The organism is Virgibacillus salexigens, from assembly GCF_000723585.1.
GTDB lineage: Bacteria > Bacillota > Bacilli > Bacillales > Amphibacillaceae > Virgibacillus > Virgibacillus salexigens.
The window spans coordinates 602,099-621,630 of sequence record NZ_CCDP010000002.1; the positions used below are offsets into that span (position 1 = coordinate 602,099).

Sequence of the window (19,532 nt, forward strand, 5' to 3'; positions counted from 1 at the left end):
GAAGAAATAATATTTTTACATTAGAGGAGATCACCATGAGAAAATTGCAACAAATACTACTTCCATGGCTGCTAATTTCCGTATTTCTCATCATCTTATTCCAACTTTATCAAGGACAAAACGAAGAGTATACAGACCAAAGAGAAGATGTTGGAGCAGCAACGGAATTACATCCAACGGTGGAAGAGAAGAAAAATAAATTAATTGAACAAGCAGTAACGAAAGATATCCATGTAGTGATAACGGATGACGTTCGCTCATTTGAACGCCAAGAAGAATTATATCAGCAAGGAAGAGCGACAGATGGCGAGATTGTGACATACGCACAAGGTGGCGAATCCTATCATAATTATGGACTTGCTATCGACTATGCACTTGAAAACAAAAACGGCGAGTTAATTTGGGATATCCATTACGATGGCAATAATAATAATCAATCCGATTGGTTCGAGGTTGCAAATATTGCAAAAAATCTAGGATTTGAGTGGGGTGGAGACTGGGAAGGATTTAAAGATTATCCACATTTACAAATAACATTTGGCTTAAGCATTGAACAACTGCAACGTGGTATACGCCCTAAGCCTGCACAAGAATAGTTTATTTTGTTACCACTTTCTAATAAAAAATGTAGCTTTTCCTTATGAATGAAAAGCTACACTTTTATTAACGGAATCTCGACCAACACGCATCAAAGCTCCAGGGAAGTCTTCATCCGGATAACCAAATGAAATACCAAATAATAGTTTCATGTCCTCTGATATGTCTAGAGATTCTCTGACTTGATTAGCAAAAAAGCCTAATGATGTTTGCGGAACGCCACCTAATCCCCTCGCTGCAAGAGCTAATAAAAATGACTGACCATACATCCCAATATCGGCGGCTACTCGAACGTTATCCCCAAAAGATGGCATAAATAGAAAGGCAACATGAGGAGCGTGAAAGAATTCATAGTTTAAGTTAACGACACGCATTCTGCCTTCACGGTCATTCCTATCGATTCCCATCGCCTGTTGATAAGCAATGGCTTGTTCTATTTGACGTTCAGAATAACGCGCATAATAATCTTTTGTATCAAATGAAAAATCAGCAGTATGTTGGCCATTACGATTCGCTTCTAAAATCTTGCGACTTAATTCATCTTTTATATTCCCGGATACAATATGGACGTCCCAGGGTTGCGTATTACAATTGGAAGGAGTAAATTGAGCATCTTCCAAAACTTCCGTAATGGTCTCGCTATTTACCGGCGTCGATTTAAATCCCCTGATTGAGCTTCTACTACGGACTAACTTTTGAAAATAATTCTTATCTATGGGACGACCCCTCCTTAGATATCTGTATAGCTTGTACATTATCCTATATGTATATCATAAATGATCGATTATCATATCAAAAGTAATAAAGCTGTTGAATGCGACCAACAGCTTTATTTGTGTCTATATTATATCATGATTCACCTGGGAAAAGGATTCCATTTTCTTTTCTAAGTTGTTCAGTTATTTGGACAACGATACGGCTTCTTTCCAGACAGGCATCATGCCATTTCCTATCTTTTCCTTTCAACATTTTCTCAAAAGCTTGAATTTCATAGATCATGTCAGCCTCATATTGTTGACTTGCAAGCGAAGTTGTTTTTGAAGCAATACGGTCATATAATTGCAGATCACTAATTGGAGCTACACTATCCATCGTCAAGGAACCATCTTCACCATGAATTTCTGACGGCAGGCTTGCATTGGCAATTTTTGAACAAAGAATAGTTACAATAAAACCCTTATAGGTTAATACAATTGTGCCACTACCATCAATCCCATTAGATAATAAAACTGGGAAATAATTGACTTTCTCGGGCTGTCCAAACAAATCAATTGCCATGCTTAACGGATATACACCCAAATCCATTAATGCACCACCGGCAAAAGTTTTAGAGAATATATTTGGATCTTTACCTTCTTTATATTGATCATATTTTGATGAATATTTCACATATTGAAACATGGCACTACGAATAACGCCAATTTGTAATAGTTGTTCTTTTAAGATTTTGTAATTAGGAGAGAATAGATGCCGGAACCCTTCAAAAACGAAGACATCATTGGCCCTCGCCAAGTCCATTATCTCTTCTAATTGCTGCACAGTATATACCATTGGTTTTTCACAAAATACATGTTTCCCATTCTGTATACATAATTTGATATGATCGGCATGCAATTTATTGGGTGAAGCAACATACACAACATCACTTTCATCCGTAAGCATCGCTTGCAGATCCGTAAATATATGAGCTGCTCCATGCTTTTCTGCAAAACGATGGGCTTTTTGTTCATTTCTTGAATAGACCGAGACTAATTCAGCTACCCCTGATTGTTGCGCAGCATCAATAAAAGCATCGGTTATCCAACTTGTTCCTATTGTAGAATACTTCAAAGCTCTATTCTCCCCTTTTATCCGTACTATCTTCTTCGTGCTTTCCTTCTGTTGTTTCCCATTCATCTGGTAATGGATCGATTTCATGCTTATAAGCGTATCCTTTTGAGATCGTCACTAAGGACAAGATAAGAACGATTGCGACTACAATAATACAGGCGATAATTACTACAATATAAGTAGACACAAAGAACATACCTCACTTTATGTTAGATTTGCAAATGGCTTAACCATCCCTAACACCATATTTGTATAGGGGAGCGTAAGACCTTTTTGTTTAGCAAGTCGAATGGCTGCTCCATGTAAATGATCCAATTCGAGTGGGGATTGTTTACGTCTATCCTGGTGCATCGATGATGTTGCTTCATTATTCAGACCTAGTAGTTTTTCTTTTGCCATTTCTACATCATCGTCGGTAAGCTTAATTTGGCATGCATTTGCTAACTTTTTCATCTCTTGTAATAGATTTACTGCAATCGCAAATGTCTCTTTATGCTCTCTAATTGGACCGATTGGTAAATTGATGGCCGTGGTAATTCCGGAAAAAGCACTAATAAACATGTATTTCTTCCATTGTTCATATAAAATGGATGGATGGTATGTTGCAGTCATGACAGCTTTACTACTAAGTTCTTCTAATCGCTTACATACCTCTTCTTGACTAGAGTTTAGTGGCCCAAACACAAGCTCATGAAAATCACTTGAATGTACCACATACCCCTGCTCATTTAATGTAGCAATAATAAAGGAAAGTCCGCCAATTATGTTCTTCTCGCCTAATTTTTCCTGCAAAATGTCCATATGTTCAATACCATTTAGAACCGGAAGAATATATGCCCCTTTTTGAACGAGTACTTGTAAAGAATCTAACGTCCCAGCTAAATGATAGCCTTTCACACTTACAATCACTATATCTGGTTTTTCTATATTATTTGGATCCGTACACAATATAGGATCTTTAACATTATAATCACCTTGAGGGCTACGAATGGCAAGCCCATGCTTTTGAATCTGTTCAGCTCTCCTCTCCCGAACTAAAAAGGTAACCTTAGCACCTGCCTCTTGATACCGTAAACCAAAATACCCCCCCAATGCGCCAGCACCTAGTATAACAACATGCATATTTTCCCCTCCCCTTTGAATAATATAGCTATTAAGAGATAGTCGTCCAATGCTATCTTATCATGTTTATTTGGTTATCTTAATGGTACTTTTTTAATGGATAGGTGTCTAACAATAACTACTCAATAAAATGGTAATTATTCCCTATATCAACATATTTATGAACATACCAAAGCTTAAAGGATGATACCACAGTATATTTATGTATATAAATTTTATATACCCTATACATCGATTTTTCGTAATAAATTGCAAATTATCAAAATTTACTGTGTTTGAATCAATTGTAAAAGCCCTGTAACATTTTAATATAACTGCATATAAAGGAGGCTATCCATTCTTTAAATCTATTTTTTTAATAAAAATGCAGTGATTTTTACCCAGGAATAAAGACGCAAGATTGCTAGCGCCGACCAACTGGGCACTGCAATACATAGAAAAATAGATTTTTAAATAAAAAAGGGAGGCAATTAATTACATGAAGAAACTCTTACTTATGCTTGTTCTAGGATTAACCATGTTCGCACTAGCAGCATGCGGGTCAGACGATAGTGCAAGCGGGGAAGATGGCGAAAGCAGCGGAAGTAAATTAGACGAATTAAAAGAGGCAGGAACCGTAACTATTGGTTTTGCTAATGAAAAACCATATGCATATGAGGGGGAAGATGGCGAATTGAAGGGAGCTGCAGTTGATATTGCAGCAGCTGTATTTAAGGAACTTGGTGTGGAAAATATGGATTCGAAATTAGCTGATTTTGGACAATTAATTCCAGGCCTTAAAGCTGGCCAATTCGACGTTATTACGGCAGGGATGGCTATTAATCCTGACCGTTGTGAGAACGCAGCCTTCGGTGAACCTGAAATGAAATACGGTGAGGGACTTATTGTCCAAAAAGGAAATCCACTAAATCTTAAAAGCTACACAGATATAGCAGATAATCCAGATGCTACCGTTTCGGTTATGGCTGGGGCAACAGAAAATGAATTTCTTAAATCTGAAGGTGTAAGCGAAGATCAAATAACGAATGCAGATGATATACCAGCTACTTTATCAGCTGTAGAATCTGGTAGAGCAGATGCAACAACCGGTACAGAGATGACAATTAAAATGGCATACGAATCGTTGAATAGCGATAAATTAGAATTCGTAGAAGGATTTGAACAACCAGATGTTGAAGGTGTACCAAGTTATGGTGCGGCAGCTTTCCATCTAGATAACACGGAATTGCGTGATGCATATAATGAAAAACTTGCTGAATTGAAAGAAGATGGCACAGTAGCAGAATTACTGGAGAAGAATGGATTCAGCGAACAAAATAATATGGTGGAAGCAGATATTACTACGGAAAAAATTTGTAACGGTGACATCTAATCTACCTTCCACGAAACTGAACAACTTTACAGTTTATAAACATGATGACTCCATAGGGTCCGGCTCCCTCGCCCAGGGTGTCTGGCCCTATATTTTTTATCTTACGTATTAAAGAAGCAGCCAATCTACTAAAGGAGTGATTATCATTAATGCGGTCATAGAAATATTCCCTTCCCTAATGAAGGGATTAACAATCACGATTACTGTTCTGCTCGGTTCTGCCTTTTTTGGTTATCTATTTGCATTTATTGCTGGGCTTTGCCGACTTTCTTCTAATATTTTTCTACGTAAATTTACTGGATTCTATGTCGAGGTATTCCGGGGAACTTCATTAATTGTCCAATTGTTTTGGCTCTATTATGCCATTCCGATGCTATTTGGTATTGAACTTGGTAGTAACTGGTGGGCCGGTGTTATTGCGATAGCATTAAATTATGGCGCCTATATGTCAGAAATTGTACGTGGATCGATTCTCGCAGTTGCCAAAGGACAAACAGAGGCTGCGACTGCTTTGAATATGTCGCGATTTCAGCGAATGCGGCTTGTTATCTTTCCCCAAGCAGTGCGAATGATGTTACCCGAGTTCGGAAATTATTTAATTCAAATGTTAAAGGCAACTTCTCTTGTATCATTAATTGGAATGACCGATATTCTTTACTATGGAGATATTATTCGAAGCTCTAATCTATCCCAGGCGCCGACAGTTTATATCTTAGTATTGTTCTTCTATTTCATACTTGCTCTCCCGTTAATCTTCTTAACTCGGAAATTGGAGGGCATTTCAAAGAAAGGGGTGGCTAATTAATGAGTAATTGGAGTTGGGAAGTATTTGCAGAAGCATTTCCTATTGTTTTAGAAGGGCTAGGAATAACACTGGGATTAACCATCGCTTGTTATTTATTTGCTCTTATATTCGGCTTTTTTTGGACATTCCTGCGTAGAATTCCTTTTAAACCAATTAACTGGATCGTAACGTGGGTAATGGAATTTATTCGCTCAACGCCACCGTTAGTACAACTATTCTTTATTTATTATGCATGGCCGATGGTTCCAGTTGTAGGGGTCACCCTGGATCCTTTCACAAGTGCGATTCTTGGGCTAGGTATTCACTTTAGTACTTATATTGGAGAAGTATACCGTTCTGGTATTGACGGAGTAGATAAAGGGCAATGGGAAGCAGCCAAATCACTAAACTTTTCTACGAAACAGAAGTGGACTAAAATTATATTGCCGCAAGCTATTCCACCAACAATACCAATGTTAGGAAACTATCTTATTATTATGTTTAAAGAGGTGCCTCTTGCTTCTACAATTGGAGTTGCAGGAATACTTCATATGGCGAACAGCTATGGAGCACAATATTGGACTTATCTAGAACCTCTTACCATTGTAGCAATATTATTTTTAATAATGAGTTATCCTTCTGCTATACTAATTAATAAGCTAGAAAAGAAAATGAACCGCCGCTTTGACAAGAAGGAAGCACTTAATAGTAGTAAAGGAGCGACAGCATAATGACAGAACCGATTGTTACGTTTAATGATGTTCATAAATCCTTTGGTGATGTAAAAGTACTTAAAGGAATTGATTTAGATATAAGACCAGCAGAAAAAGTAGCTATAATTGGGCCAAGTGGTTCTGGGAAAACCACCATCATTAGAATGCTAATGACATTGGAACAGCCTACTTCTGGTGACATTATTGTAGATGGAACGAACTTATGGAAGATGGATAAAAAAGGAAAACAGGTTACAGCAAATGAAAAACATTTACGAGCAGTTCGAGGAGATATCGGAATGGTATTCCAACACTTTAATCTTTTTCCTCATATGACAATTTTAGAAAACTGTATGACTGCACCCATCCATGTGAAACAGGAAAGCAAATCCTCTGCCAAAAACCGATCCATTGAAATGCTAAAAAAAGTGGGACTTGGTGATAAATTAGATAACTATCCTAGCCAGCTCTCCGGAGGTCAGAAGCAGCGTGTAGCTATGGCAAGAGCTTTAGTTATGCGACCAAAAGTCATGTTATTTGATGAGGTAACTTCAGCTTTGGATCCAGAATTAGTCGGTGAAGTGCTTGAAGTGATCCGAGATATTGCTAAAGACGGTGAGATGGCATTGATTCTTGTAACCCATGAAATGGATTTCGCTCTTGACGTCGCAGATAAAGTATTGTTCTTGGATGAAGGTGTCATTGCTGAACAAGGAACCGCGAGCGAAGTCATTGAACACTCTAAAAACGACCGTTTACAAAGCTTTTTACACCGTTTTAGAAATTAAAGGGCTAAAAGCAGAGAACACCAACTTGAAGTTTGCTATAAAAACAAGAAGCTGCAGCTTCCATTAAAACGGAGCTACAGCTTCTTGTTAATGTATTGGATCTTCCCCTATAATTTTTACCTCTCGTTCTAACTGAACCCCGAATTTATCACTTACTGTTTTTTGCACGTGACGAATTAATTGAATATAATCCGTTGCCGTTGCCTGGTCTTTATTCACAATAAATCCTGCATGTTTTAAGGAAACCTGAGCACCACCAATTTGTGATCCTTGTAATTCGCTATCTTGTATTAATTTCCCTGCAAAATAACCTGGGGGTCGTTTGAATACACTCCCACATGAAGGATATTCTAATGGCTGTTTCGTTTCTCGTTTCATCGTTAAATCATCCATAATTGCTTTAATATCTAGATAACTACCTTGCGACAAGGAAAACGTTGCTTCAAGAACAATATATCCTCTCTCAGGAATATTACTCGTACGATAATCCAAATCCAGTTGATCTGCTGTCCTTGTTAAAAGATTTCCTTCTCTATCTACTACTCTCGAGCTCACGAGTACATCCTTTATTTCGCCTCCGTAAGCCCCTGCATTCATAAATAAGGCACCACCGACAGATCCTGGGATTCCACAAGCAAACTCCAATCCAGACAATGTCTTATCAAGGGCTTCCCTGGAAACGTCAATGATCCTAGCACCGCTTTGAGCTACAATGGTTGATCCATTTGTTGAAATATCGGTTAACTGCTTCAAATTCATAACAATCCCCCGGATACCACCATCTTTTACAATCAGATTAGATCCATTACCGAGTAGGGTAAATGCGATTTCCTCCCTATTTGCTAGTTTGACTATTTCCTGTACTTGATTATATGTTTCCGGTGTTACTAAAAAATCAGCCTTCCCGCCTAAGCGAGTATACGTATGATTCTTTAATGGTTCATCCACCATCACATTTTTCTTCGGGGTTATTTCCGTTAATTTATCGTACATATGATGATTCAATCCCACACGTATCATTCCTTTAAACATTATTCCAATATATTGTAAGCTATTGTATATGATCTTGCCACAGAAATTTATAAATGAGATGATCCACTTTCCTGCTTTCATGTAAGCCACTATGACTTAATTGATCATTATGAATAACTTTCTCCTGTAGCTGTGCCTCTGGTACAATATTTCGTAATGAGTGTACACTTTCTGGCACAGCAATTGCATCTCCTGTACTTGCAATACTAAGTACTTCGATATGATCTGGAAACGGACGCTCACGAAGGTATTGTAATGCAGGAGAATCAGGATGTAAATCCGCAGCTGCAGGATCACGATTTATTTTAAAATACTCTTCACTATAAATTCCATCAAACGGACTACCAATAGCAATAAATTTACGTACTGTTGGAAAATTCACACCCTGAAATTGCTTCAAGTATTCTAATGACACAATTCCTCCCATTGAATGCCCGACTATATTGACACTTTCGATGGAATAAACTTGCTTCATATCCTCTAACACTTTTGCAAGCCAACTTGCCGTCACCTCAAAGCTTGCCCGATTATCCTCAAACACAACTTGAATAAATACCGGTTCTTTTTTTCCTTTACTGAGATTATATTTTTGAACAACTCCGTTCTGCTTCACATAATACACGATCGCTTTATTTCCCCAATGATAGTCATATTCAAAACGGTTTAACATATTACCAAATGAATTTATGGTACCTTTATAACCATGTACAAATAGGGTTGGCCTTACTTTATCATAATCTGAATTTGCCTTATTTGGCATGTATAAAAGGGCCGCGAAACCAAGGATGATTAGACCAATTGACGTTATTGTTATAATATGTTTCTTCTTCAAACATTTTCCCTCATTTATACAACCTGTTGAATCTAATTTGTTCTACCCAATTATAGCATGTCTCATGATTGTTTTCTTTCAAAACAAGGACATTCGATAAACATTACGTAATGGGATGAAAGATCGGTTGTTTGTTTTCAAATGTCGTGACATATTTAAACCCTAGATAGCGTAATAAACGAATTGCATCTTCAACCCCTGAGCCTACTGTCGTTTCTACATGTGAATCTGAACCCACAGTTATAATTTCTCCGCCACAGTCTTTATAAAGCTTTAAGATATCTGTACTTGGCATGGCACTGTTAAGCCCATAACGGAAACCAGAGGTGTTTATTTCTATACCTTTCCCAGCTGGAATTATTTCATGAAATATTTGTGAAAGAATGGAATGAAAATCATGATTACTCTCTTGTCCTTTCGTATATCGCTTTACTAAGTCAATATGTCCCAGTACTTGAAATTCTTTAAATTGCGTAATACATGCATATAATTCCTGATAATATTGCTGATATGCTTCCTCTATCGTTTGATTCTTAAAGAAATCACCGGAATGTAAATCTTTCTTTTGAGTGGTGTGCATTGAACAAATAACAAAGTCAAAAACTTCTTGCTCAACCACCCGTTTACAATTAGAAATAAGATGTGGCTGAATGCCAATCTCTACCCCTTTCTTTATACTTATCCTATTTGCATATGCTTGTTGCATTTCTCTAATTTTTTTATCATAAGCAGCTAAATCTAAATCAAAGGTAATCGTAGGATCTGGATAATCTTCATCAATATGCTCTGTAAAGCAGATTTCTCTAAGCCCTCTATGAATTGCCTCTTCGATTGCCTTCTCCATTGGTGTATCACAATCTGCCGAAAAAGTACTGTGCATGTGATAATCAAACATAAAAAATATCGCTCCTTTGGTTGACTTTTTCTTTTATAATTATTAGAATACTATATAACTTTATTTAGATAAAGCGATAAAGTGATGAAGTGTTCTGGAAGGAGTATTAACTTTATGCATTCATTAGTAAACAACCATTACCGTGCCGATCAAATCGAAAGGTTTCAGCAACGTGAAGAATTGATTTCTAAACTAAAACATCGCTTTAAGACGTATGGATATAAACAAATTCAAACTTCAGCATTTGAAAAGTATGATATGTATGCAACGAAAACTGGAATTGTTAACACAGAAGATATGATCAAAATCATCGACGCATCGGGAGAAGTGTTAGTATTACGCCCAGATATAACCATTCCATTGACGCAATGGATGACCAATAAAAATCAATTAACTGTAAAACATGATCGCTACTTTTATGTTATGGATGTATTTCGTCATGCAGAATGGAATGAACAGAAGGAACGTACCCAAGCAGGTATTGAATACTTTGGAGACTCTTCACCCACAGTAGATGCTGAGGTTATCGCATTAGCTATTCATACCTTACATGACTGCGGTTTTTCCGACTATAAAATAGAAATTGGGCATGCTGGTTTTTTTAAGGCACTCATTGCACAAACATCACTTTCGACAACTGAAATCACGAATATTCAAAGATTTATACAATCAAAGAATCTAGCAGAAATGACAGCTTATTTAGAATCATTAACTATTGATGAGCCTTTAAAAACAGCCATTCGGAATATTCCTTTTCTATATGGGCAGCCAAAATCTGTCATTAATGAAATTAATCAATATGGCTTGGATAACGAGGTGAAAGCTGAATTACAAAAACTAATTGATGTTTATACTAACCTCCAGGCATATGACCTGTCAGAGGATATTGTGTTTAACTTAGGACTGATTAATGATATGGATTACTATTCAGATATAATTTTCCAAGGATTTATCAATCAGATTGGTAGACCAGTCGTTATGGGAGGAAGGTATGATAACCTAGGTGATCAGTTTGGTACACATATTCCTGCTATTGGCTTTGCTTTTGATGTAGATTTATTAATCCATGCTGCTAGTCAACATCATTTATTGTCCGAACCAGAGTCATCCATTGATATCTGTTTATATTATGATACAAATACGCAACAAGAGGCTGTAGCTGCAGCGTTTCACCTTAGAAACCAAGGATATTCAGTTATTTCTTTTCCTAAGGAAACATCCGAAACAGCGACTATTCAAGCTACTTGGGAAATCATGTACACAGAAAACGTTTATACAGCTGCTGTAGACAATCAAATCTATCAATTTAAAAATTTCGTAGATTTACAGGGATTATTACAAGCAAAAAAGGAGAATGGATAGATGGAAGCTTTTACTCTAGCTGTAGCAAAAGGCCGTACAGCAGATCACACCATTAGATTATTAGAGCAAATGGATATTTTCTTTGAAGATTTAACCCCTTCCAGTAGAAAATTGGTCTTTTATAATAAAAAACACACGATTAAGCTTATTTTTGTTAAAGCTGTGGATGTGCCCACCTATGTAGAAAAAGGTGCAGCCGATATCGGGATTGCTGGGAAAGATAATATCTTGGAATCAGAAGCTGATATTTATGAGATTCTTGATCTGCAAATTGGAAAATGTGAATTTGCCGTTGCCGGAAAACCAGGTGTAAACATTGATACATTACAATCTTTAACGATCGCAACAAAGTATCCGACCGTTGCAAAAAAACACTTCTTACGTAAAGGGAATAACGTTGAGATCGTAAAGCTGAATGGTTCTGTTGAATTAGCTCCATTGATCGGCCTCTCTGATGTGATCGTCGATATTGTAGAGACAGGTAATACGCTAAAGGAAAATGGGTTGGTCGTAATTGAACATGTGGAACCGATAAGTACTCGTTTAATTATTAATAAAGCAAGTTTTGCCATGAAAGCAAATCACATACAGCAATTTATTGAAAAACTGAAAATAAGCTTGGAGGAATAGACATGAAATGGCTAACTGGAGCTCAATATTGGAGCAGCAAGATATCTTCACAAGCTATCGAAGATCAACTTGAAAACTCCATCGATCAATCCGTTCTTGATATTATTCGTCAGGTTAAGGAAGCTGGTGACCGGGCCGTCAATTCTTTAACAAATCAATTCGATGGAATCAAATTAGATGACTTTACAGTAACGAAAGATGAATTTGCAGAAGCACGAGATCGAGTTTCTCCTGCTTTTGTGCCTGCATTAGAGCAAGCGAAGACAAATATTACACGTTTTCACCAGAGACAACTGCAACAATCATGGATAGATTCAAGTATCCCTGGAATTGTCTTGGGGCAGCAGGTTACTCCCCTTGAACGTGTTGGTATCTATATTCCTGGGGGAAAAGCTGCTTATCCATCTACCGTGCTAATGAACGTCATCCCTGCAAAAATTGCTGGGGTTGAATCCATCGTAATAACGACACCCCCACAACCAAACGGCAAGGTAAACCCACATATTCTAGTTGCTGCCGAGAAGGCCGGAGCAGATACGGTTTATAAAATTGGAGGGGCGCAGGCGATTGCAGCACTCGCTTATGGAACGGAAACGATAAACAAAGTTCAAAAAATCACTGGTCCAGGTAATGCATATGTGGCTCGCGCAAAAAAATGGGTTTTTGGAGAAGTAGCCATTGATATGATAGCAGGACCAAGTGAGATTTGTATAGTTGCAGATGATACAGCTCCAGCTGATTTTGTTGCAGCTGATTTACTATCACAAGCAGAACATGATGAGGCTGCTACCCCTATTTGTATCGTTTGGAATAACAAGCAAGCAACAGCGATACAAGAGGAAATGGAAAGACAAACCGCGCTGCTGGAAAGAGAGGAAATTATCACTAAATCTGTACAGCAAAATGGCAAATTCATCCTCGTTGAAGATCTATATGAGGCAATGGACATCGCTAACGATATTGCTCCAGAACACTTGCAATTAATGATTGAAAATCCGATTGAAAAGCTAGGTTACATTAAGAATGCTGGTGCCATATTCTTAGGTAACTATTCCCCAGAAGCACTTGGAGATTATATGGCAGGACCGAATCATACATTACCAACAAATGGTACCGCTGCTTTCTCTTCACCATTAGGGGTTTATGATTTCATGAAAAAATCCAGCGTGATTCAATATGACAAACAATCGTTACTTAACACAGTTGATGCAATTACAGAATTAGCTACTACAGAAAAGTTGACTGCCCATGCCCAGGCCATTCAAATTCGAAAGGAGGATGATTCCAATGCGAAAGCATGAGCTTAACCGAGCTACTTCAGAAACAGAGATCACTTTAGGATTAACGATTGACGGGGCAGGAATTAGCTCCATTCAAACCGGAGCTGGCTTCTTTGACCATATGTTAACCTTAATGACCAAACACGGATTATTTGATATCAATATCATTTGTAAAGGCGATTTAGACGTTGATCAACATCATTCTGTTGAAGATATTGGTATTGCCCTCGGTCAAGCATTTCACCAAGCATTAGGCGATAAAGAAGGGATCACTCGCTATGCTAGCGTAACAACGCCAATGGATGAGGCGCTATCAACAGTTTCGATAGACATAAGTGGTCGTGCCTATCTCGTCTATGGAGTAGAGGGACTTAAAGACAAAGTAGGAGATTTTGATACAGAACTGGTTGAAGAATTTTTTCAAGCATTTGCTAGCAACGCTAAAGTCACTCTTCATATACACCAGGTTTACGGCAAAAACACCCATCATATCATTGAATCGATATTTAAAGGATTTGGACGTGCGCTTGATACAGCTAGTCAAAAAAATGGACGGATCAAAGGTGTTCCTTCCACAAAGGGAAGCCTATAAGTGCGAATACAGAAAGGGCGTTGAAAATGATTGCGATTATTGACTATGGAGCTGGAAATATTAAAAGTCTTCAGTTTGCATTGACCAAAAAAGGCATGGAATCCTACTTAACAACAGATCCTAATGAGATTGCTAACAGTGATGCAATTATCTTACCAGGTGTAGGAGCATTTCAAGACGCAATGAAAACGTTAGATCAAAAAGGCCTCATTGATATTCTGAAACATGAAGCGAATAATGGGAAACCTATACTTGGTATTTGCTTAGGCATGCAATTATTCTATGAAACAAGTGAAGAAGATGGAGAACGGGAAGGGTTCGGACTACTTGAAGGCAAGGTAAGTAGAATTAGCAACTCCGTAAAAGTACCCCATATCGGGTGGAATAATTTAACCACGCATCGAAACAGTGCATTATATAAGGATATCCCAGATGATGCGTATGTCTATTTCGTTCATTCTTATGCTGTAACAGCGTTTCAACATAATTCATTAATTGCAAGTTCAACATACGGAGGGATGATTCCAGCATTTGTCCAACAGAACAATATCATTGGAATGCAATTTCACCCAGAAAAAAGTGGCGATATCGGATTGCAGCTATTAGAAAATTTCGGGGAGATGATAAGATGATTCTATTTCCAGCAATTGATATAAAAAATGGAAAGTGTGTCCGCCTAACACAGGGAAATTACAGGAAAGAAAAAATTTATAGTGACTCACCAGTTTCTGTTGCGAAGCAATGGGAAGAACAAGGAGCGGCTTATTTACACTTAGTTGACCTCGATGGTGCAAAATCTGGCTTGTCTATCAATGCAGATTTGATTAAAGAAATTGCCAAGCAAACGAATATTCCGATCCAAATCGGCGGTGGGATCCGATCCATCACAGTTATGGAAGATTACTTAAATGCTGGAGTCGATCGAGTTATATTAGGAACAGCGGCAGTTAAAGATAAACAGTTCTTAGAGACTGCTGTTAAGAATTATCCGACTCAAACGGCAGTTTCCATTGATGCACGAAATGGTTTTGTTGCTACAAATGGGTGGACTGAAACAAGTAAAGTAGAGGCAACAGAAATTGTTGGAAACTTAGAGGACTTAGGTTTACAAACATTAATTTACACAGATATTTTGAAAGACGGTATGCTACAAGGCCCTAATTTGGAGGAATTAGAAAATGTCAATAACTCCACCTCCATGAATATCATTGCTTCAGGAGGAGTAACAACATTGGATGATATTGTTCAATTAAATCAAAAACAGTTATATGGCGCAATAATCGGAAAGGCGCTTTATGATGGATCCTTATCATTAAAACAAGGATTGGAGCTGATCAGCAATGCTGGCTAAGCGTATTGTACCCTGCCTAGATGTCGATAAAGGCCGAGTCGTAAAAGGTAAAAAATTTCAAAATATCCAAGATGTCGCTCATCCGGTTGATTTGGCAAAGAAATACAATCAAGACGGTGCAGATGAACTCGTATTTTATGATATAACAGCCTCTAATGAAGAAAGAAATATTTTCCTAGATATGGTGGAGAGTGTTGCTGCAGAAATAGCTATCCCCTTTACTGTCGGAGGCGGAATCCGTACCGTAGAAGATATTCATCAAGTACTACGGGCTGGGGCAGATAAAGTATCAATCAATAGCGCAGCTGTTAAAAACCCATTGGTCATTAAAGAAGCTGCGCTGAGATTTGGATCTCAATGTATTGTACTTTCCATTGATGCAAAGCAAGCTGCCAATAATAGATGGGGTGTTTATATTAATGGAGGACGTCAACAATCAAACCTAGATGTTGTCGATTGGGCCAAACAGGGGGAAGCACTAGGTGCAGGAGAAATTGTCCTAAATGCAATTAATACAGATGGAGAAAAAAATGGCTACGACCTAGCATTAATGCAATCCGTTGCAGCTGAAGTAAATCTCCCGATCGTTGCAAGTGGTGGTGCAGGTACAACACAGCATTTTGCTGAGGTGTTACAAGATGGGATTGCAGATGCTGCCTTAGCTGCCTCTGTGTTCCATTATGGAGAAATTTCCATACCTGAATTAAAAACGGAATTGTATCAATCTGGAATAGAAGTTAGGAGAGATTTGCAATGGAAATAGATTTTAATAATATCACATTTGATGAGAATGGTTTGCTTCCAGCTATTGTACAAGATGCAAACACAGGACAAGTATTAAACCTAGCCTATATGAATAAAGAAGCCTTTGAAAAAACAATAGAGACAAAGGAAACATGGTTTTTCAGCAGAAAGCGTCAAGCACTATGGAATAAAGGAGCGACTTCAGGAAACAAACAAGTTGTTCAAGAAATCTCCTTAGATTGTGATCAAGATGCCTTGTTACTAAAAGTTAATCCGTTCGGACCTGCATGCCATACAGGTGATGTTACATGTTTTCATGACATGCTATACCAGAATAAACCAGCAAATTTTGAAGTAATTCAGCAGTTGACAAATCGGATATCTGAACGAAGAAATAATCCCGTAGAAGGTTCGTATACAACCTATCTCTTTGATATGGGGGTGGATAAAATTTTAAAAAAGGTTGGAGAGGAAGCGAGTGAAGTCATTATTGGTGCTAAAAACACCGATAAAGAAGAAGTCACTTGGGAAGTTGCTGATTTAACCTATCATACGCTTGTACTCATGGAAGTATTGGGAGTAGCTGTCACGGATATTTATGATGAGTTAAGCGAAAGACATATTCAAAAAAAGGCTGAACAAAATGACTAAATTTTGGAGTGAAGCAGCGAAACGATGTACACCTTATGTACCTGGTGAGCAATTAAATGATCCAAATATTATTAAACTAAATACAAATGAAAACCCGTATCCTCCCTCCCCTCTTGTAGTGGGAGCAATTAAACAAGAAGTGGAAAACCAAATGAATCGCTACCCTTCTCCTACATTGGATAATGTAAGAGAAAAAATAGCTTATCACTACCAAGTAGATAAAGAAAATGTTTTCATCGGAAATGGCTCAGATGAAGTATTAGCTTTTTCCTTTATGGCATTTTTTGAAGAACATCAACAGATTTTATTTCCTGATATTTCTTATAGCTTTTACCCAGTATACGCCAACCTCTTTCAAATTCCCTATAGAGAAATGCCATTAAAACAGGATTTCACCTTGGATGAAACGCTGTTTTTTGGATCTCAGGGAGGCGTTATTCTACCGAACCCAAATGCACCAACAAGTATTCATACTGCATTGGACCGAATTCAAGCCATTATCGAGAATAATAATGATAATGTCGTTATCATTGACGAAGCTTATAGTGATTTCGCTTCTGATAGTGCGGTTGAACTTATTAAGCAATACAAGAATCTCCTCGTTGTAAAAACGATGTCTAAATCGCGCTCGCTAGCTGGATTAAGAATCGGGTACGCTATTGGAGATAAAGAACTAATTGAAGGGCTCACCCGAATAAAGGATTCCTTTAATTCTTATACTGTTGACCGTCTAGCTATCGCCGGTGCAGAGGCTGCAATAGAAGATAATAAATATTATCAAGAAACAACGAGAAAAATAATGAATACGAGGAACTGGCTCTTATCGGAGTTAAAAAAACGTGGCTTTAAGGTACTGCCTTCCGAAACGAATTTTCTCTTTGTCCATCACCCAATGTTTCATGCTGAATCGCTTTATAAAGGGTTAAAAGAAAACGGCATTTTAGTGCGTCATTTTAATAAACTGCGGATATCGAATTACTTGCGAATTACGATAGGGACAAAAGAATCCATGGAACAGTTCCTGGGTATTATTGATGATATATTCAGCAAAAAATAATGGATCTTCCCTTGTAGAAGGGAGATCCATTTTATTGTCTATATTAAGGTTTCTACTTCAGCATCTTTTTTCAATTCATCCACTTTTGCTTGAAGCTGTTCATTTGTTTTTTGCTGTTCAACTTGAGCTTTTATTTGTTCCTCTAAATCTTTCAACTCACCAATCTCTTGATTTTGTTCTTTGATCTGATTGTAGTACTCTTCTATTTCCTTATCCGTTACTTTAATATCCAACTGTGAGTCAATATATTTCGTTGTAATTAAATCATCTTTTAACATCGTTTTGAATTGTTCTTCATTTAATTGGAATTGTTCCATCGCTGCAGTTAATTGATCGCCATTTTGTTCTTTGAGTGTATCGAATTCAGATTGAACCTCTTTATCTGATACTTCAATCCCTTTACTCTTAGCATCTTCACGAATTAAATGTTGCTCAACAAGAACTGTAATTGCTTGTTCTTTCAACTTTTCTTGATCACTAACATCTTGGCCATATTGTCCCATTGTAATCTTTAGTTGAGAGTATGTTGGGTTATAACGGTCACCTTTAATTTCTTCCCCATTTACAGAAGCTACTGCTTTATCGGCAGCTACTTTCTCCTCATCTGTTACTTCTACTTTTTGCTGTTGTTGCTGCTGACCTTCTTCAGACGAACTCCCTTGCTCTTGCTCTGTAGCTTGTTCGTTACTATTATCTCCTTCAGCGTTGTCGTCACCACAAGCTGCTAATACAATTGCTAAAGTTAAAGTGAAACCTAACAAAATCAATTTCTTCATTCGTACAATCCCTCTTTTCTTCGTGAATGTCCTTTCATTCAAACATACTTCGTATAACCTTTTCAAGTGCCAAATGTGCTTTTTTCAGTGAAAAAACAACTGTAGCAAGGGATAAAGCCCCATTTACAGTTTATCAACAATACTCGGGCCTTTTTCTCAATTATGCCACATTCGACAGGCTTTTATGTACCTACTTAATTATCGACACTAGCAGGAGCGCCTTTTAATGATAGGTTTTCAAGTGTTTAGCTGAGATTATTTTACCCTAGCTACTTCATGAATTATAATCAACAACACTTGTCTAAATGCAATTTTCTGCAAAAAAATTGCTTATCAGAGAAAAAACTCTAATAAGCGGCATAGTTTCCCTATTCACTCTCACAGCCTTCATCTGTACAATAAGTTGTTTTAGCAGAAGTAGGATTTAGGGATTTGAGTTTACTTTCTTTTTGTTCTTCTTCCCATATCTGATTTAGTACTTCTTCAAACACTTCTTGAGGCTGTGCACCAGATAGTGCATATTTTTCATTAAAGACAAAGAAAGGAACTCCTTGAACTCCAATTTCTCGTGCTTGTGATTCATCTTCTCTTACATGTTTTGTATATTCATTAGATTCCAGCATTCCTAGAACATCTTGTTTATTTAAATCAACATCAGCTGCTAATTCGGCTAGTGTAGGATAATCGCTTATTAATTTGGATTCCGTAAAATACGCATGCATTAACCGTTCTGCCATATCCCTCCCTTTTCCTTGCTTTTCAGCATATTTAGCTAATCGATGTGCATCAAACGTATTTGTATGCTGCATTGTATCAAAACGGTAGGTTAGACCAACTTGCTCCGCTTGCTTTCCTACATTTTTGTTCATTTGCTTTGCCTGATCCAATGACATACCTTTCTTATTTGATAAGTGTTCATGTATGGTTTCATTTGGCATCGCCTCTGATTCTGGATCCAACTCATAACTTTTGAATTCTAATGTTACTTCGTTTCGATGAGAGAAAGTTTCTAAAGCGTTCTCTAGCTTTCTTTTTCCAATATAGCAAAAAGGGCACACAAAATCAGACCAAATTTCAATTTTCATAGCTGCACCTCATTTCTCCTATTATTGTAGCATAGCTGA

At 37.5% G+C, this 19,532-nt stretch carries 23 protein-coding genes; 14 read left to right on the top strand and 9 right to left on the bottom strand.

The genetic code is table 11. The features are described 5' to 3' along the window. Nucleotides 1–35: 35 nt before the first annotated feature. Nucleotides 36–596: a M15 family metallopeptidase gene (locus tag BN990_RS15890; RefSeq protein WP_021288674.1), complete on the top strand. Its 561-nt coding sequence runs from the start codon at nt 36–38 to the stop codon at nt 594–596. A 42-nt stretch (nt 597–638) separates the two neighbouring features. Here BN990_RS15890 and BN990_RS15895 read toward each other — a convergent pair whose 3' ends face one another. From BN990_RS15895 to BN990_RS15910, 4 genes are all read right to left on the bottom strand, one after another. After that, nucleotides 639–1,352: a nitroreductase gene (locus BN990_RS15895; RefSeq protein WP_051170007.1), complete on the bottom strand. Its 714-nt coding sequence runs from the start codon at nt 1,350–1,352 to the stop codon at nt 639–641. A 94-nt stretch (nt 1,353–1,446) separates the two neighbouring features. After that, on the bottom strand, nt 1,447–2,427 hold the full coding sequence (locus BN990_RS15900) for a Gfo/Idh/MocA family protein (RefSeq protein WP_038245777.1): 981 nt from the start codon (nt 2,425–2,427) through the stop codon (nt 1,447–1,449). A gap of 4 nt (nt 2,428–2,431) precedes the next feature. Next, nucleotides 2,432–2,614, bottom strand: coding sequence for a YtzI protein (gene ytzI / locus BN990_RS15905; RefSeq protein WP_021288677.1), 183 nt, complete (start codon nt 2,612–2,614; stop codon nt 2,432–2,434). A 17-nt stretch (nt 2,615–2,631) separates the two neighbouring features. Beyond that, nucleotides 2,632–3,549 carry a ketopantoate reductase family protein gene (locus tag BN990_RS15910; RefSeq protein ID WP_038245779.1) on the bottom strand — a complete coding sequence of 306 codons (918 nt, stop codon included), beginning with the start codon at nt 3,547–3,549 and terminating at the stop codon, nt 2,632–2,634. 478 nt (nt 3,550–4,027) lie between these two features. On the opposite strand from BN990_RS15910, the gene ehuB reads away from it, so the two are divergent. The 4 genes from ehuB (at nt 4,028) to ehuA (ending at nt 7,206) form a co-directional block, all read left to right on the top strand. Next, complete coding sequence (ehuB, locus tag BN990_RS15915; RefSeq protein ID WP_021288679.1) at nt 4,028–4,921, top strand: ectoine/hydroxyectoine ABC transporter substrate-binding protein EhuB; 894 nt, start codon at nt 4,028–4,030, stop codon at nt 4,919–4,921. A gap of 178 nt (nt 4,922–5,099) precedes the next feature. Then, entirely contained in the window at nt 5,100–5,726 is a 627-nt protein-coding gene (locus tag BN990_RS15920; RefSeq protein WP_038246092.1) for an amino acid ABC transporter permease, read from the top strand. Next, nucleotides 5,726–6,436, top strand: a complete 711-nt coding sequence (gene ehuD / locus BN990_RS15925) for an ectoine/hydroxyectoine ABC transporter permease subunit EhuD (RefSeq protein WP_021288681.1) — start codon at nt 5,726–5,728, stop codon at nt 6,434–6,436. The genes BN990_RS15920 and ehuD overlap by 1 nt, the downstream gene beginning before the upstream one ends. Next, nucleotides 6,436–7,206 carry an ectoine/hydroxyectoine ABC transporter ATP-binding protein EhuA gene (ehuA, locus tag BN990_RS15930; RefSeq protein ID WP_038245780.1) on the top strand — a complete coding sequence of 257 codons (771 nt, stop codon included), beginning with the start codon at nt 6,436–6,438 and terminating at the stop codon, nt 7,204–7,206. The genes ehuD and ehuA overlap by 1 nt, the downstream gene beginning before the upstream one ends. Before the next feature lie 87 nt (nt 7,207–7,293). On the opposite strand, the gene murB is transcribed toward ehuA, so the two are convergent. The 3 genes from murB to BN990_RS15945 all read right to left on the bottom strand — a co-directional run bounded on the left by murB (nt 7,294) and on the right by BN990_RS15945 (nt 9,965). After that, a complete protein-coding gene (gene murB, locus BN990_RS15935; RefSeq protein ID WP_238323680.1) occupies nt 7,294–8,238 on the bottom strand; it encodes a UDP-N-acetylmuramate dehydrogenase in 945 nt (314 codons plus the stop codon). A 19-nt stretch (nt 8,239–8,257) separates the two neighbouring features. Then, nucleotides 8,258–9,070: an alpha/beta fold hydrolase gene (locus tag BN990_RS15940; protein WP_021288684.1), complete on the bottom strand. Its 813-nt coding sequence runs from the start codon at nt 9,068–9,070 to the stop codon at nt 8,258–8,260. A 103-nt stretch (nt 9,071–9,173) separates the two neighbouring features. Further along, on the bottom strand, nt 9,174–9,965 hold the full coding sequence (locus BN990_RS15945; RefSeq protein ID WP_021288685.1) for a histidinol-phosphatase HisJ family protein: 792 nt from the start codon (nt 9,963–9,965) through the stop codon (nt 9,174–9,176). A 114-nt stretch (nt 9,966–10,079) separates the two neighbouring features. Between BN990_RS15945 and hisZ the strand changes: the two genes are divergently transcribed. From hisZ to hisC, 9 genes are read left to right on the top strand one after another with little or no spacing between them, the layout of a single operon-like run. Then, nucleotides 10,080–11,327: an ATP phosphoribosyltransferase regulatory subunit gene (gene hisZ, locus BN990_RS15950; RefSeq protein WP_021288686.1), complete on the top strand. Its 1,248-nt coding sequence runs from the start codon at nt 10,080–10,082 to the stop codon at nt 11,325–11,327. Continuing rightward, nucleotides 11,328–11,957 (top strand): ATP phosphoribosyltransferase, encoded by a 630-nt coding sequence (hisG, locus tag BN990_RS15955; RefSeq protein WP_021288687.1) that lies wholly within the window; start codon nt 11,328–11,330, stop codon nt 11,955–11,957. It begins immediately after the preceding gene. 2 nt (nt 11,958–11,959) lie between these two features. Beyond that, nucleotides 11,960–13,258 (top strand): histidinol dehydrogenase, encoded by a 1,299-nt coding sequence (gene hisD, locus BN990_RS15960; protein WP_021288688.1) that lies wholly within the window; start codon nt 11,960–11,962, stop codon nt 13,256–13,258. After that, nucleotides 13,245–13,829, top strand: a complete 585-nt coding sequence (gene hisB / locus BN990_RS15965; RefSeq protein WP_021288689.1) for an imidazoleglycerol-phosphate dehydratase HisB — start codon at nt 13,245–13,247, stop codon at nt 13,827–13,829. Before hisD ends, hisB begins: the two co-directional genes overlap by 14 nt. A gap of 26 nt (nt 13,830–13,855) precedes the next feature. After that, complete coding sequence (gene hisH, locus BN990_RS15970; RefSeq protein WP_038245781.1) at nt 13,856–14,461, top strand: imidazole glycerol phosphate synthase subunit HisH; 606 nt, start codon at nt 13,856–13,858, stop codon at nt 14,459–14,461. Continuing rightward, nucleotides 14,458–15,180: a 1-(5-phosphoribosyl)-5-[(5-phosphoribosylamino)methylideneamino]imidazole-4-carboxamide isomerase gene (gene hisA, locus BN990_RS15975; RefSeq protein ID WP_021288691.1), complete on the top strand. Its 723-nt coding sequence runs from the start codon at nt 14,458–14,460 to the stop codon at nt 15,178–15,180. The genes hisH and hisA overlap by 4 nt, the downstream gene beginning before the upstream one ends. Further along, the gene (hisF, locus tag BN990_RS15980) at nt 15,170–15,943 is read left to right on the top strand and encodes an imidazole glycerol phosphate synthase subunit HisF (protein WP_021288692.1); all 774 of its coding nucleotides are present in this window, start codon (nt 15,170–15,172) and stop codon (nt 15,941–15,943) included. Before hisA ends, hisF begins: the two co-directional genes overlap by 11 nt. Continuing rightward, on the top strand, nt 15,934–16,575 hold the full coding sequence (gene hisIE, locus BN990_RS15985; protein ID WP_038245782.1) for a bifunctional phosphoribosyl-AMP cyclohydrolase/phosphoribosyl-ATP diphosphatase HisIE: 642 nt from the start codon (nt 15,934–15,936) through the stop codon (nt 16,573–16,575). The genes hisF and hisIE overlap by 10 nt, the downstream gene beginning before the upstream one ends. Then, nucleotides 16,568–17,632, top strand: coding sequence for a histidinol-phosphate transaminase (gene hisC / locus BN990_RS15990; RefSeq protein ID WP_021288694.1), 1,065 nt, complete (start codon nt 16,568–16,570; stop codon nt 17,630–17,632). Before hisIE ends, hisC begins: the two co-directional genes overlap by 8 nt. Nucleotides 17,633–17,670: 38 nt before the next feature. On the opposite strand, the gene BN990_RS15995 is transcribed toward hisC, so the two are convergent. Together BN990_RS15995 and BN990_RS16000 are read right to left on the bottom strand one after the other, a co-directional pair. Next, entirely contained in the window at nt 17,671–18,408 is a 738-nt protein-coding gene (locus BN990_RS15995) for a SurA N-terminal domain-containing protein (RefSeq protein ID WP_021288695.1), read from the bottom strand. A gap of 368 nt (nt 18,409–18,776) precedes the next feature. Then, a complete protein-coding gene (locus tag BN990_RS16000; RefSeq protein WP_021288696.1) occupies nt 18,777–19,493 on the bottom strand; it encodes a DsbA family oxidoreductase in 717 nt (238 codons plus the stop codon). Nucleotides 19,494–19,532 lie beyond the last annotated feature (39 nt).

Coding starts and splice junctions, on each gene's coding strand:
- BN990_RS15890 (WP_021288674.1), top strand. CDS start 36: ATGAGAAAATTGCAACAAATACTACTTCCATGGCTGCTAATTTCCGTA.
- hisIE (WP_038245782.1), top strand. CDS start 15,934: ATGGAAATAGATTTTAATAATATCACATTTGATGAGAATGGTTTGCTT.
- hisA (WP_021288691.1), top strand. CDS start 14,458: ATGATTCTATTTCCAGCAATTGATATAAAAAATGGAAAGTGTGTCCGC.
- ehuA (WP_038245780.1), top strand. CDS start 6,436: ATGACAGAACCGATTGTTACGTTTAATGATGTTCATAAATCCTTTGGT.
- BN990_RS15920 (WP_038246092.1), top strand. CDS start 5,100: ATGAAGGGATTAACAATCACGATTACTGTTCTGCTCGGTTCTGCCTTT.
- hisC (WP_021288694.1), top strand. CDS start 16,568: ATGACTAAATTTTGGAGTGAAGCAGCGAAACGATGTACACCTTATGTA.
- hisF (WP_021288692.1), top strand. CDS start 15,170: ATGCTGGCTAAGCGTATTGTACCCTGCCTAGATGTCGATAAAGGCCGA.
- BN990_RS15895 (WP_051170007.1), bottom strand. CDS start 1,352: ATGTACAAGCTATACAGATATCTAAGGAGGGGTCGTCCCATAGATAAG.
- BN990_RS15910 (WP_038245779.1), bottom strand. CDS start 3,549: ATGCATGTTGTTATACTAGGTGCTGGCGCATTGGGGGGGTATTTTGGT.
- hisD (WP_021288688.1), top strand. CDS start 11,960: ATGAAATGGCTAACTGGAGCTCAATATTGGAGCAGCAAGATATCTTCA.
- hisH (WP_038245781.1), top strand. CDS start 13,856: ATGATTGCGATTATTGACTATGGAGCTGGAAATATTAAAAGTCTTCAG.
- BN990_RS15995 (WP_021288695.1), bottom strand. CDS start 18,408: ATGAAGAAATTGATTTTGTTAGGTTTCACTTTAACTTTAGCAATTGTA.
- ehuD (WP_021288681.1), top strand. CDS start 5,726: ATGAGTAATTGGAGTTGGGAAGTATTTGCAGAAGCATTTCCTATTGTT.
- hisG (WP_021288687.1), top strand. CDS start 11,328: ATGGAAGCTTTTACTCTAGCTGTAGCAAAAGGCCGTACAGCAGATCAC.
- BN990_RS16000 (WP_021288696.1), bottom strand. CDS start 19,493: ATGAAAATTGAAATTTGGTCTGATTTTGTGTGCCCTTTTTGCTATATT.
- ehuB (WP_021288679.1), top strand. CDS start 4,028: ATGAAGAAACTCTTACTTATGCTTGTTCTAGGATTAACCATGTTCGCA.
- murB (WP_238323680.1), bottom strand. CDS start 8,238: ATGTTTAAAGGAATGATACGTGTGGGATTGAATCATCATATGTACGAT.
- hisZ (WP_021288686.1), top strand. CDS start 10,080: ATGCATTCATTAGTAAACAACCATTACCGTGCCGATCAAATCGAAAGG.
- hisB (WP_021288689.1), top strand. CDS start 13,245: ATGCGAAAGCATGAGCTTAACCGAGCTACTTCAGAAACAGAGATCACT.
- BN990_RS15945 (WP_021288685.1), bottom strand. CDS start 9,965: ATGTTTGATTATCACATGCACAGTACTTTTTCGGCAGATTGTGATACA.